The organism is Chryseobacillus diguaensis, assembly GCF_049220665.1.
Taxonomy (GTDB): Bacteria; Bacillota; Bacilli; order Bacillales; family Bacillaceae; genus Metabacillus_B.
On the sequence record NZ_JBMKNV010000015.1, the window covers coordinates 46,122 to 59,542 of the forward strand.

Annotated in this window: 10 protein-coding genes; 2 read left to right on the top strand and 8 right to left on the bottom strand. The window is 42.6% G+C overall.

Annotated features, from left to right (window positions below):
* Positions 1 to 266: 266 nt before the first annotated feature.
* From pruA to ACOT8F_RS18185, 8 genes are all read right to left on the bottom strand, one after another.
* Positions 267 to 1,814, bottom strand: coding sequence for an L-glutamate gamma-semialdehyde dehydrogenase (gene pruA / locus ACOT8F_RS18150; protein WP_421653353.1), 1,548 nt, complete (start codon positions 1,812 to 1,814; stop codon positions 267 to 269).
* 659 nt (positions 1,815 to 2,473) lie between these two features.
* A complete protein-coding gene (locus ACOT8F_RS18155) occupies positions 2,474 to 3,595 on the bottom strand; it encodes a CamS family sex pheromone protein (RefSeq protein WP_421653384.1) in 1,122 nt (373 codons plus the stop codon).
* 171 nt (positions 3,596 to 3,766) lie between these two features.
* Entirely contained in the window at positions 3,767 to 5,773 is a 2,007-nt protein-coding gene (gene ligA / locus ACOT8F_RS18160; RefSeq protein ID WP_421653385.1) for an NAD-dependent DNA ligase LigA, read from the bottom strand.
* Between the two features lie 30 nt (positions 5,774 to 5,803).
* Entirely contained in the window at positions 5,804 to 8,008 is a 2,205-nt protein-coding gene (gene pcrA, locus ACOT8F_RS18165; RefSeq protein WP_421653354.1) for a DNA helicase PcrA, read from the bottom strand.
* Between the two features lie 233 nt (positions 8,009 to 8,241).
* Positions 8,242 to 8,928, bottom strand: coding sequence for a heptaprenylglyceryl phosphate synthase (pcrB, locus tag ACOT8F_RS18170; RefSeq protein WP_421653355.1), 687 nt, complete (start codon positions 8,926 to 8,928; stop codon positions 8,242 to 8,244).
* 630 nt (positions 8,929 to 9,558) lie between these two features.
* Entirely contained in the window at positions 9,559 to 9,864 is a 306-nt protein-coding gene (locus ACOT8F_RS18175) for a YerC/YecD family TrpR-related protein (protein WP_421653356.1), read from the bottom strand.
* Positions 9,854 to 10,900 carry a DUF3048 domain-containing protein gene (locus ACOT8F_RS18180; RefSeq protein ID WP_421653357.1) on the bottom strand — a complete coding sequence of 349 codons (1,047 nt, stop codon included), beginning with the start codon at positions 10,898 to 10,900 and terminating at the stop codon, positions 9,854 to 9,856. Before ACOT8F_RS18180 ends, ACOT8F_RS18175 begins: the two co-directional genes overlap by 11 nt.
* A gap of 37 nt (positions 10,901 to 10,937) precedes the next feature.
* Entirely contained in the window at positions 10,938 to 12,680 is a 1,743-nt protein-coding gene (locus tag ACOT8F_RS18185; RefSeq protein WP_421653358.1) for an adenine deaminase C-terminal domain-containing protein, read from the bottom strand.
* Between the two features lie 119 nt (positions 12,681 to 12,799).
* Between ACOT8F_RS18185 and ACOT8F_RS18190 the strand changes: the two genes are divergently transcribed.
* Positions 12,800 to 13,075, top strand: a complete 276-nt coding sequence (locus tag ACOT8F_RS18190; protein ID WP_421653359.1) for a YgaP family membrane protein — start codon at positions 12,800 to 12,802, stop codon at positions 13,073 to 13,075.
* A 26-nt stretch (positions 13,076 to 13,101) separates the two neighbouring features.
* On the top strand, positions 13,102 to 13,203 hold the full coding sequence (locus tag ACOT8F_RS18195; protein ID WP_421653360.1) for an EYxxD motif small membrane protein: 102 nt from the start codon (positions 13,102 to 13,104) through the stop codon (positions 13,201 to 13,203).
* Positions 13,204 to 13,421 lie beyond the last annotated feature (218 nt).

Below are 13,421 nucleotides of genomic sequence, written 5' to 3' on the forward strand. Positions count from 1 at the left end.
CACTACCTGAATAGGGGGAAACTTCCTCACGCATCTCTGAATATAACGGTAGCTTCGTCTACAGAGTAGCATAATTGGTTCCCATGAACATTTTTTAAGCGGATATTCCATCCGCTTTGTTTGCTGTACGCTTTTTCCTTGCTTGCACAAAAAAACAAACGGCACAGGGCTTTTTCCCATGCCGTTTCTGATTCCATTTTATTCCCGGTGGTGTCTCTGGGCTTAACTTAATGACATTGCCCCACGGAGACCGTTTTTTCCATCTATTAAAGCTGTTCAGAAGTTGTTTTTGCTTGCATATGAAGCACAAGGTAATCTGGTCCGCCCGCTTTGGAATCTGTACCGGACATGTTGAATCCTCCAAATGGCTGGTATCCAACGATGGCACCTGTACAGCCGCGGTTGAAGTAAAGGTTTCCGACTTGGAAATCTTCGCGAGCCTGTTCGATATGTTCGCGGTTATTCGAAATAACAGCGCCAGTTAATCCGTATTCTGTGTTGTTGGCAATTTCGATTGCATGATCAAAGTCTTTTGCTTTCGCAATCGCTACAACAGGTCCGAAGATTTCTTCCTGCATAATGCGGGCTTGCGGATCTACGTCAGCAATAACAGTCGGCTGGATGAAGAAACCTTTAGAGTCGTCTCCTTCTCCGCCTGCAAGAAGGCGTCCTTCTCCTTTGCCGATTTCAATGTATTCCATGATTTTGTCGTACGCAGCCTGGTCGATTACAGGACCCATGAACGTGGATTGATCTGTTGTTTCACCAACAGTCAGCTCTTTCGTTAATTCTACTACTCTATCAAGAACTTGATCGTATACTTCTTCCAATACAACCGCACGGGAACAAGCAGAGCATTTTTGTCCGGAGAATCCGAAAGCAGATTTCACAATGGACTGTGCTGCTAACTCAAGGTCAGCCTCTTTATCTACTACAATCGTATCTTTACCGCCCATTTCGACAATAACGCGCTTCAGCCAAAGCTGTCCTTCCTGCACTTTTGCAGCACGTTCGTAGATGCGTGTACCTACATCACGTGAACCAGTAAAGGAAATGAAGCGTGTGCGAGGATGGTCTACCAGATAATCGCCCACTTCTGCGCCGCTTCCAGGTACATAGTTTAAGACGCCTTTTGGAAGACCTGCTTCTTCAAGCACTTCTACGAATTTTGCAGCAACAACCGGAGTTGAAGATGCCGGTTTTAATAGTACGGTGTTTCCTGTTACAAGAGCAGCAACTGTTGTTCCGGCCATGATCGCAAAAGCAAAGTTCCATGGAGAAATAACGATTCCGATTCCCATTGGAATGTAGCCATAACGGTTGTATTCGCCAGGACGGCTTTCAACAGGATGACCGTCTTTTATTTTCAACATTTGGCGAGCATAGTATTCCATGAAATCAATTGCTTCAGCTGTATCTGCATCAGCCTCATTCCATGGCTTGCCTGCTTCTTTTACAAGAATAGCAGAGAATTCGTGTTTTCTGCGGCGCACAATCGCTGCAGCACGGAAAAGAATGTCCGCACGAACTTCGGGCTTTGATTTGCGCCATGTATTGAATGCCTCGTCAGCAGCTTTCATTGCTTTTTCGGCAATTTCCTTGTTGGCTTTAGAGACGCGGCCGATTACTTCATCTTTATTTGCAGGATTAATAGAAACGATCTTTTCGTCCGTAGAGATGCGCTCTCCGCCGACAACCAGGTTGTAATCCTTGCCTAAGTAGGATTTTACAGTTTCCAATCCTTCTTCAAACGCTTTCCTGTTAGACTCGTCTGAAAAGTTAGTGAAAGGTTCATGTTTGTAAGGTAATACCATTTGAATACGCCTCCTCTTAAACTAAAACGTTTACAATTTATATTTTAACTTATAAAATGAAAGCCTTCAAATAATGAAGAATAGTCGCAATTTTAAGTCTATTTATAAGTAAAATTCTTTCTATTTATTTTTTATCCTCCACAGCAATTGAATTGGCCCTATGTTTTTTAGGATAATTATCTGCCTTGCTTTATGTTTGTCGTCCCCATGTCCTTTTCATTTGATATTGTATTCTTTGAAGAGAATTGTCAGCGTTGCTGTTGAACTTAACGTTTATGATTAGAGCTGAGCGGATTTCTTCTGAGTTGCCGCTGATAAATTGGGGATTGGCGCCGATTAATTCGGGGTATCCAGCGTTATTCCTTGTCACCGCCGATATCTTAAAGTTTCCCGCCGATATATTCCAGATTACCGCCGATATCTCGAGGATAGTAAACTTCTCAGATGTATTCAAGCTCTAAATTAAATTACCTAAATGAAAAACGGCAAAACAAAATAAAAAGGCTCTTTCCTTAAACTTTGTTGCTTTTCACAATAAACATCTTTTACAATACCCTCAATTTTTGCAAGAACTTTAAGAAAACAATCTATGCGAAAACAGCCAATAAAAAAGGAGCTGTTCCATTTGTGCCTGAGCACAGATGGGTCAGCTCCCTTTTTTATTGATAAATATGAGTATCCGGCTTGTCCTGCCCTGCATTTCTTACAATTAGAGCTTCAGGACCATCAGTCGAAGAAATATTTACTTCCAAATCAATGTAATTCGGGAAATAGTCCACGACCTTGCCAGTAATAAACTGAGTAAAGGCAATAACTTCTGCCTTACCGTAAAATTGCATTGGTATATCAATTTTCAGGCTTTTCATTTCTCCGCCTTTATAAAATGCTTTTCCAACGACACCAGTGTAGTTCGGGAAAAACGTTGCGACGTCATCTTTAAACCGGCTGAAGTTCTGGGCATCATCGCGGTACTTGGATGTCGCTTCTGCCGATGGGAAGAAATAGTATCGGTCATCAATAGAATTCCAGTTTCCTAGATTGCTGCTTCCAGGACGCGCCTCTGCCTTTGCGATAAAATTACCCGGTACGATGGAGGACTTCGGTGCCTGCTTGTAAAGGCCTATCACGATCGGAACATTTTCTAGGCCATTTGTCTGTCTCACCTGCTGAAGCACTTTATCTGCGATTTTTTCGCCCTCTGCCCGAACAGTTTTATCATCGAGAAGGGTTTGATGTGTATTGAACTGAGCGTCCCTTGAGTAATCAATCGAGTTCAGCGCTAGGCCGATAACTACTCCGCCAAGTTCGACTGTATCCTGATCCTTTTTGGCAAGGTAATCCTGTTCCATAACACTTGCCAGGTACGCAGGATTTTTTTTATCTGTACCAGTGGATTGAGGAGGATTTAATCCATTGACAAACTTCTTATCTTTTTGGGCGTTTGCGAGTTCCTTTCCGCTCAATTCGCTTCCAAGCCAGCCGCTGATCACATTTTTGTCTATTTTCTGGCCTTCCTGATACACATACTTATCAGCTGGAAAGGATTCCTGGGCAATTCTCATTAATCCTGTTTCAAACTCGCTTACATCATAGCGAGTATTAAGTCTGCTTGCTGTTAAGCCTCTAGCTTTTGAAGGAGTAAAAGGCAGGATGGTTTTATAGTAGGAATCTGAAATATTATACTTTGGTATAAACGCTTTTTGCTTGGAATCAGTTTCAGTATTTTTTACAACTTCATCCTGATTTCCAAAATTCGGCGTACATGCTGAAAGCATCAGCATACATGCCAATAAAATGGCCCACTTTTTCAAGGGTTAACACTCCTCTTAATTCATAGCTTTTTTCAAAAGCTTGCTGAGAAATAAACAGGTTTACAGGGCAATCAGGTGATCAATCCAGATATGCCCTCTTTGCAAACCTTCTATCAGTTCCAGATGCTATAAGAAAAGAGCCTAATTCTTTAACTCTTCTACGAGTCTGGCTTCGTTCCAGACTTCTATATTCAATTCTTGCGCTTTCGACAGTTTGCTGCCTGCCGCTTCCCCGGCAATAACAAGATCCGTGCTTTTACTTACACTTCCGGTAACTTTACCGCCTAAGGCTTCAATTTGCTCCTTCGCTTCCTCGCGCGTCAGTTCTTCCAATTTCCCTGTTAAAACTACTGTTTTCCCAGCAAAATAGGACGTACTTTCTGCCGCTGCAGCAAGTTTCGGCCCTTTGTATTCCATATTTACTCCATGACCTTTCAGTTCCTGTATCAGCGTCATCACTTCAGGCTTTTCAAAATAAGTAACGATGGAATCTGCCATTTTGTTGCCGATTTCGCTAATCGCTATAATCTCATCCCTTGAAGCATTTTGCAATCTGTCCATTGTCTCAAAATGCTGGGCAAGGGTCTTTGCGGCCTTTGAGCCCACATGGCGAATTCCAATACCAAAAAGCAATTTTTCGAGGGAATTTTCTTTTGAACGGTCAATCGCCCTCAGCAGGTTTTCAACTGATTTTTCACCCATGCGTTCAAGCTGAATCAGCTGTTCTTTTGATAGTTCATAAAGATCTGCTACATCTGTAATTAATCCTTCTTTGAAAAGCTGGGCAATAACGCGCTCTCCAAGGCCGTCAATATTCATCGCATTGCGGGATACAAAATGGATCAGCCCTTCGCGGATCTGAGCTGGACATTTCGGATTGATGCAGCGGAGCGCAACCTCACCTTCAATGCGCACGAGCTCGCTTTCGCATTCAGGACATTCGGCCGGCATGTGAAAATCCTTTTCATCCCCAGTCCGCTGATCCTCAAGCACATTGACCACTTCAGGGATAATGTCTCCGGCTTTTTTTACAACCACATAGTCTCCGATTTTTATATCCTTTTCACGGATCAGATCCTCATTGTGCAAGGATGCCCTCTGGACTGTCGTACCCGCTACCCTTACCGGCTCTAGGATCGCTGTCGGTGTAATAACACCCGTTCTGCCAACGTTCAGCTGGATATCAATCAGCTTCGTCATCACTTCTTCTGCGGGAAACTTATAGGCAATTGCCCAGCGAGGACTTTTTGCTGTGTACCCAAGCTTTTCCTGCTGCTCAAGCAGGTCCACTTTAATAACAACCCCATCAATTTCATAAGAAAGAGACTGTCTTTTCTCCTGCATATTATGCAAAAGCTCAATCACTTCATCAATTGTTTCGCACTTTCTTCTCTCATGGTTTGTTCGAAACCCGAGTTCATCCAAAAGATCAAGGCCTTCACTTTGTCTTTGGACTCCTGTGTCACCAAGGTCTCCAATACCATAGACGAAAATATCAAGATTTCGTTTCGCGGCAATTTTCGGATCCAGCTGGCGCAGAGAGCCTGCAGCCGCATTGCGCGGGTTTGCAAAGGGCTCTTCCCCTTTTTCAATTTTGCTTTCATTCAACCGTTCAAACGACCGTTTTGGCATGAAGGCCTCTCCGCGAACTTCAATCGATTCGCTTCTTTTCAGTCTGAGTGGAATGGAATGAACGGTGCGAAGATTTTCAGTAATGTCTTCTCCGATCGTTCCGTCTCCGCGTGTCGCCCCCTGTACAAAAAGCCCGTCCTCATACCGGAGGGAAACAGCGAGACCGTCTATTTTAAGCTCTGCCACATATTGAAAATCATCTCCGATTGCCTGGCGGACACGGCGGTCAAAATCCCGGAGATCCTGCTCATTAAATGCATTGCCAAGGCTTAGCATCGGTGTTTTATGCTCTACTTTCTTAAATCCTTCCAGAATCTCTCCGCCGACTCTCTGCGTCGGGGAATCTGGGGTTTTGAGTCCCGGAAATTCTTCTTCAAGCTGTATGAGTTCCTGCAGCAGACGGTCATATTCCGAATCCGGAACACTTGGCTTGTCCAGGACGTAATAGTCATAGCTGTATCGATTCAGCTTTTCATGAAGCTCCTGAACTTTCTTTTGAGCCGCTTCCATATCCATTGTTACTCCAGCCCTTTCCATAAGTTCAATCTACACTTTCGTTATCGGCGCAAATTTCGCCATAAGCCGTTTCACGCCTGTAGGACTCGGGAATGCAATATCAAGCTCCCTGCCTTCACCTTCTCCTTTTACGCTAACAACTGTTCCGGTACCCCATTTTTTATGCTCGGCTTTATCTCCGACAGACCAGTCAATGCCGTCTCCACCTGTTGAAGCAGGTCTGGATACAGGCGGTCTTTTTTCCGGACGCTTGTACGGGTTGTGCAGCTGTTTATCTGTTTTTTCATTTAAATTCTCTATTAGTGTTTCCGGAATCTCGCCGATAAAACGTGATTCAGGGTTCATGTTAGTACGGCCATAAAGAGTCCGCATCTGTGCATTGGTCATGTAAAGCTCCTGCTCAGCACGGGTGATCCCAACATAAGCAAGCCGTCTTTCCTCTTCCATTTCCGCTTCTTCCATAAGAGATCTGCTGTGCGGGAAGACACCTTCCTCAAGGCCGATCAAAAAGACTACCGGGAATTCAAGCCCTTTGGCAGAGTGGAGAGTCATCAAGGTAATGGCATCCTGCTTGCCTGTATCATCCTTATCAAGCTGATCAATATCTGCCACTAAAGCAAGGTCTGTTAAAAAGCCGACAAGACTCTTATCTTCTTCGTTTTGTTTTTCAAAGTTTTGCGTAACGGATAAAAACTCATCGATGTTTTCCAGCCTGCTTTGGGATTCGATTGTTTTTTCTGCTTTCAGCATTTCCCTATACCCTGACTTATCAAGAATTTCTTCTGTCAGCTCAGTAACCGTCAGATAATCCTGCATGTTAACCAGGTTTTGAATTAACGCTTTGAATTCTGTCAGAGCATTAATGGCGCGTCCGCTGACACCAATATGCTCAATCTCAGAAATTGCCTGGAAGAAAGAGAGATCATGCTCCGCTGCATAGGCAGCAATTTTATCAACAGAAGTGGCCCCGACACCTCTTTTCGGAACGTTTACGATGCGGGCAAAGCTGATATCATCATCAGGATTGGATACAAGTCTTAAATAAGCTAAAAGATCCTTGATCTCTTTTCTGTCATAGAACTTGATACCGCCAACGATGGTGTAGTTGATATTTGACTTCAGCAATATTTCCTCTATTACACGGGACTGGGCGTTTGTTCTGTATAAAATGGCAATATCTGATAGCTTCCTTGAACCGCTGTCTGAGAGCTGCTTGATTCTTCCTGCAACGAACTGGCCTTCAACGGCCTCCGAGTCTGCACGGTAATAGAAGATTTTCTGTCCTTCAAGGTTTTCTGTCCACAGATTTTTCGCTTTCCGGTTGGCATTGTTTTTAATGACTTCATTGGCTGCCTGCAGAATTCTTTGTGTGGAACGGTAATTTTGTTCCAGAAGAATGACTTCTGCCTGTGCATAATCCTTTTCAAATGAGAGGATGTTCGCAATATCCGCTCCCCTCCACCTGTAAATGGACTGGTCTGAATCCCCTACTACACAAAGGTTCTGGAAGCGGGATGCGAGCATTTTAATAAGCATATACTGCGCTCTGTTTGTATCCTGATACTCATCAACGTGAATGTATTGGAACTTGCGCTGGTAATATTCAAGAACTTCGGGCACTCTCTGAAACAGCTTGATTGTCGTCATAATCAAGTCATCGAAATCGAGCGACTGATTTTTCCGCAGTTTTTTCTGATAGTCCTGATAAACGGTATTAACGACTTGTTCAAACATGCCGCCAACCGTTTTCTCATAATCCTCAGGCGTTTTCAGCTCATTTTTCGCAGAGCTGATCGCACCGAGGAGTGTTCTCGGGTCAAATTTTTTAGGGTCTAGGTTCCGCTCTTTTAAAATCGTTTTGATGACAGACAGCTGGTCGCTTGAGTCAAGTATGGTAAAGTTCCGATTAAAGCCGATACGGTCAATATCTCTTCTTAAAATGCGCACACACATGGAGTGGAATGTTGAAATCCAGATTTCATCAGCACCAGGGCCGAGCAGGGTCGAAATCCGCTCCTTCATCTCTCTTGCAGCTTTATTGGTGAATGTAATCGCAAGAATATTCCAAGGGGCTACCCGTTTTTCCACCATGAGATAGGCAATTCTGTGGGTCAGCACTCTTGTCTTTCCGCTTCCTGCCCCGGCCATGATTAAAAGCGGTCCGTCTGTTGCCTTTACCGCTTTTTGCTGCATTTCATTCAGCCCGTTCAATAATTGATTTGTAATGAATTGCATAGTTTCACATCCTATATCAAACATATGTTCTTATATATTAGAATAGCTTGACAGCAGTCCTTAATGCAAGGCTGTCTCCGCTAAGATAGCTGCTATTTGTATGGGCATAAAAAATACACAAATTATAGGCTTCGCGGCATCTTTTCTTAAAATTTCCAGATGTATATTCATGATCTGTATTCACGGATGGAGATGAAAAAATAACAAATTTTTATGAAAAGAGCCTTATGCAATCAGTCTTTTAAAACGGTGACTGTGCTAAGTGCTGCTTCAAAATTGGTATAAATGATATTTCCTACAACGACTGTATCAGCAAACTCGGACATTTCCTTAGCCTGTTCTGCTCTCTCAATGCCACCCCCGTAAAACAGCCTTGTGTTCTTCAAAACGGATTTCGTCTCCTTTACAAGCTGTGGATCTCCATAAGCTCCGCTGTATTCCAGATAAAAGATAGGCAAGGAGAAAAACCTCTCAGCAATTTGGGCATATGCCTTTACATCGTCTGCTGTCAATTCCGTTTCAGCGTCGGTCATCGCTGCTGCTTTGCAATCAGGATTTAAGATGCAATAGCCTTCTACAATCAATTCTTCCCAATTCATCAGCTCTCCGAACTCTTTGACAGCCTCTTTATGTAAATTCACTATCCATTTCGGATCACGGCTATTAAATACTGTTGGGATGAAATACAAATCAAATCCTGGCACAATGGCCTCAATAGCTGACACTTCCAGGACACAGGGAAGCAGATAACGGCGAACGCGGGCCATTAAATTCAGCACATTCTCCTCATTTATATTATCACTTCCGCCAATAATAACGGCATCAGTGCCTGATTCACAAACAAGCTCCAGCTGTTCATCGCTGATCTCTTTATCGGGATCGAGCTTAAACACATGGCGCCATTCTTTAACATCGTACATAAATACCTCCAATCTCTTTTCAAAAGAAAGAAAAGAGCTTTTCCATTCGTTTATTATATCAAATTCACTAAGCAGGAACATCACTGGCTGAAATTTCTAAGCAGTGGAAAATTGAGTTATTCTGTTTTTCTAAACTTGATAAATGACATATAGAAGCGGATGTGAAAAAAAACGGGAGTTCATTTCTGACTTTTGAGGTGTTGCAAGGGGATTTTCACGTTTAACTTTTTCTTTAGATTTAGCTTAATGGTTGAAATGGCAAATGCGAACTGGAGGGACAAGGTTAATGAACCTGCTTATAAACGTCACTTTTTCACCTTTTTTTAAACTCTTTTTTCACCAAAAGGAGCAAGGTTCTAACTGAGACTAGCTGCCTCGTATTTATTCCTGTCTTTTAAAGCCCGATAATAGAATTTTCACGATTATTTTTTCCTTATAAAAGAGCTTACTGTCAGGAACAGCGGTTTAACTGTCCAAAGAGGGCTACCTTCTGTCCAAACTCCTAATTCTACGAGCCGGAACCTTTTTACACCACTGATCCTCTTGTTCAAAATCCGCAAGCTAAGTGCTTGTTGCGAAAAAAAGGTCCAAAATGCACTTTTGCATTTTGGACCTTTCTTTCCGCTTTCCTCAAGACTCGCTCGGCTGTTTGTGAACGCGGTCAAGTGCCATTGTATAGGCATCATTTCCATAATTAAGGCAGCGCTTCACTCTTGAGATCGTAGCCGTGCTTGCACCTGTTTGAGTTTCAATTTTATGATAAGTGTTGCCTTCGCGAAGCATTCTTGCTACTTCAAGGCGCTGTGCCAATGACTGAATTTCATTTACTGTGCAAAGATCGTCAAAAAATCGATAGCATTCTTCAAGATCTTTTAAAGATAAAATCGACTCAAAAAGCTGGTCGAGTTCTTTTCCTCGTAGTTTTTCAATTTGCATGTGCTATTCTCCTTTGTCCAAACAGAATGTCTTTCTCGAGGCTTGGAACAATATTGATCCATGTCTTCCCCGGAACAAACGGGACGATTTTATTATTAAGATAAGGAAGGATTCTTCCGTTATAGTTTTTCCATTCAATTTTCCGGTAGGATCCTTTTTGAAAGAGCAAGCCTTTTCCTCCAGAGGTTAGATCAATTTCCCGTCTGCCTGCACTGTCAGTGACTTTATGCTGCATTTCTGCAATGAGCAGATTATCAATCGTGATAGGCTGATGAGTTTCTCTGTCTTCCGTTTGTACACCGCCGCTTGAGCGTATGTACTTCCCTTTATTCGAGTCATATTGATAAAGGGAGTTGTAAGCATCATCTTTGCTGTACTGAACATAGACATGAGGGGCTGATTCTTTTTGGCTTCCTTCACTTTCGGCAGAAGCGGAAAACGGCAATGGCTCAACTTTCTCCACAAACGAAAAATGTTTTTCCAGAGCACCTTTTTGAATATTCACAAATGAGATATACGAGTTATGCGGTGCTTTTCTGGATAAATCCCGTTTGAAAAGAGTACCATCGTAAAATAATCCGTTCAGGTAATCTGCTTCACCTGCTTCGAGCTTTTTCTTAGCGCTTGGACTCCATCCGTGACAAATTAACAAGGCGTCGTATCCTTTGCTTAGATCAACAAAGTATTCTCTTGCACTTCGGACTGGGCCGATAATCTTAGGCTTATGGCTTTGGAAAATAGCCAGAAACCTCGTTACATTTCCTTCTGCCAGCATTTCATAAACCACATCTGCTTCAGAAATCCCTGATTGAGGGCGCGCCTTTGTATGATTATTGATCACAACGGCTATAGGCCTGTGATCCGTCTGATCAGCCTTTAATCCAGTAAGCGGGCTTACAGGAAAGCTTTTGTTTTCGATGCGGCTTTTTTCTGAAATACCGGTTTCTCTTTCAGGAGATGGCTTCTCTTCTGCTTTATTGCAAGCGCTTAACGCTACTAGCGCCGCTAAAATAATAAATAAAAGTTTCTTATTCATTTTTTAACCAGCCTCATTATTTCTATACTTTCCTATTTTAACGCATTATCGACGGAAAGAGTATCGTTTTTTTCTTAACGTCGTAGATGCCTCTTGGAGTAATCCTGATATATGGCAGATGTGTTGATGATAGAAAAAACAGGGAATAGATTGGATCATCAAACCTGTAGCCTCTCTCCCTCAGTAAATAATCCAGTTTTCTAACCTGTTCTATGAGAATCGGCATGTCAAGAGCTGAAGCTCCTCCATTTAGATGAAGCGGAATTTCATGAAGCACCTCTTTGCCTGCGGTTAGCACAATGCCGCCGCCTATTTCGTTCATCCTCTTGAATGCAGCCAGCATGGCTTTCTTATTTTTTCCTATTAAAATGATATCTCCAGATGTAGAGTAGGAGCTAGCAAAACCATGAATATTTTTTGCAAACCCTCTCAGTACTGTGTTGATCCGCCATTTTCCTTTTTTATCGATAAGTGCTAAAAACGATTCATCAGACTCCATCGGCAGTTCATCAAAGGAGCTATCTATGGTGACAGTATAAGGCTCCATAATCACCGCATTTTTCATTTTCAGCCCCATCGGCATGGAAAACTGCAGATCATCTGCTGTCAGCTCCCAATCAAGCTGCAGAGGCGAAAAACCAAGCTCTTCCCATTTCACTTTCGGCATAGCATTTACAGCTCCGCCACCCTTTTTCAGCCACTCTCCTTTAGAAAGGACTGATACAGGAAGCGGCTCCTCTGGATTGCTCAGGATATTCAGTGTCGCAAACCTTCCTGGTGTAAGAGATCCCAGCAAGTGATCGATGGAATAATAGTTAGCAATGTTGAAGCTCGCCATTTTATAGGCATCCATTGGACTGATTCCATGTTCAAGCGCTATTTTAATGAGCACATTTGTCATGCCTTCCTCGTAATAAGCCGGAGGTGATCCGTCTGTTGTAAAAAAGAGGTGATCAAAGTGTGTGATATTCAACTTCTTCATATCCTCAAGCAAAACAGGCAGATCCGGCCTGATGGAGGAATGCCTTAATGCAACATGATAGCCGAGCTTCAGCCGGTTCAGTACTTCTTCTCCAGTCATTGCTTCGTGGTCAGCATCTGCTCCGAAAAGCTTCATTTTCGTGAGCGTGCTTTCTGAAGCCCCCGGAAAGTGCCCTTCCATGCGTTTTCTCTGCCTTTTGATTTCCTGAATATAATGCAGCATCAGATCATCCCCGGCCAAGAGTCTTGGCCAGCCTGTCATTTCTCCTCCCTGAACCACACAATCATTTTCGATCCAATTCTTCATTTGGTCGGGAGCCATCAATTTATCTTCATCCTGTATTTCGGTTTGAAGGTCGAGTCTTGCCCACCAGTAAGTGTGTACAGGCAGGTTTTTAAACCTCTTCATAAAGGTAAGCGCTTTCTTTTTATCGCAATTTAAAATCAGGTTCATGTTGTCGTTGATTAGTGTTGTTGTGCCAAACTCCCCTGTATACTTTGCAAGCGAATGGGGATTATAAAGTTGAAATGGATGAGCATGCGGTTCTATGTAGCCCGGAACAATCCACTGCCCTTTGCAGTCAACAATTTCAGTGCCTTCTGTATGGTCAGGAAGTTCATCTCCAACATACACAATTCTATCTTCATAAATCCAGATATTGGCTGTAAGCCACTGGTTTAGGTATGGATTTAAGCATGTTCCATTTTTCAAGAGGATCGTCGGCGCTGCTTTTTGGGATGCTATATCGATTTGTTCGCGAATTTTGCTGCTTTTCCAATAGAATTTTTCTTCAGACATAGGGAGCAATCCTCCTTTTTCACGTTTCTTTATTATGTTAACACAGCTAACTCGCTAACGCATTAAAGAAATGCAATTTTCAGAAATTCGTCACTGTAAAACATTTTGGAGGTTTTGAAATGATTAAACCAAATATCGGAATCGTTAACGCGCTGATTCGCATCACAGTCGGATTGACGCTTGTTACTGTAGCCGGAGCCAAATATTCTAAAAAGCCCTGGAGAGAATCCCTCCTTCTTATAATTATGCTTGGAGCAATGAAGGTAGGAGAAGGAATTCTTCGCTTCTGTCCTGTTACTCTAATGTTCCAGCGAGCTGCCGAATCAAAAGAAGAATCCGGATTCCAATCTGAAGCGAATTCTTCCACCGGCAAGGATACGTACAACCCTTCGTAACGTCTCTTAGAGAGAAAGGTGATACGATGTTCACTGAATATATTATTGATATGTCCTTTATTTTCGCAGCTCTTATAGGTGGAGTTGTTGCTATTCTATTTCTATTTGTCCGGAAAGGACGCTCCTGAAAACCCGGCGATGCTACCGGGTTTTTTTTCATTGGAGAAACACAAAGTTTAAGAAAAGATCCTTATGAAACCGAAAGAATGATTGCATTCTTTCGGTTTTTTTATGCTTCATGAAGGTATTTTTTTATCTATGGCTAAAGGAAAAACCAAAAAGAAATCGAATACACTGAAAAAGCTTTTGCAAAGGCTACTTTTACGAATAGCACCAGCTTTTACTT

Bases quoted from the DNA above. Each gene is read 5' to 3' on its own strand.
- ACOT8F_RS18190 (WP_421653359.1), top strand. From the start codon at position 12,800: ATGATTAAACCAAATATCGGAATCGTTAACGCGCTGATTCGCATCACA.
- ACOT8F_RS18175 (WP_421653356.1), bottom strand. From the start codon at position 9,864: ATGCAAATTGAAAAACTACGAGGAAAAGAACTCGACCAGCTTTTTGAG.
- pruA (WP_421653353.1), bottom strand. From the start codon at position 1,814: ATGGTATTACCTTACAAACATGAACCTTTCACTAACTTTTCAGACGAG.
- ACOT8F_RS18195 (WP_421653360.1), top strand. From the start codon at position 13,102: ATGTTCACTGAATATATTATTGATATGTCCTTTATTTTCGCAGCTCTT.
- ligA (WP_421653385.1), bottom strand. From the start codon at position 5,773: ATGGATATGGAAGCGGCTCAAAAGAAAGTTCAGGAGCTTCATGAAAAG.
- ACOT8F_RS18185 (WP_421653358.1), bottom strand. From the start codon at position 12,680: ATGTCTGAAGAAAAATTCTATTGGAAAAGCAGCAAAATTCGCGAACAA.
- ACOT8F_RS18155 (WP_421653384.1), bottom strand. From the start codon at position 3,595: ATGCTGATGCTTTCAGCATGTACGCCGAATTTTGGAAATCAGGATGAA.
- ACOT8F_RS18180 (WP_421653357.1), bottom strand. From the start codon at position 10,900: ATGAATAAGAAACTTTTATTTATTATTTTAGCGGCGCTAGTAGCGTTA.
- pcrB (WP_421653355.1), bottom strand. From the start codon at position 8,928: ATGTACGATGTTAAAGAATGGCGCCATGTGTTTAAGCTCGATCCCGAT.
- pcrA (WP_421653354.1), bottom strand. From the start codon at position 8,008: ATGCAATTCATTACAAATCAATTATTGAACGGGCTGAATGAAATGCAG.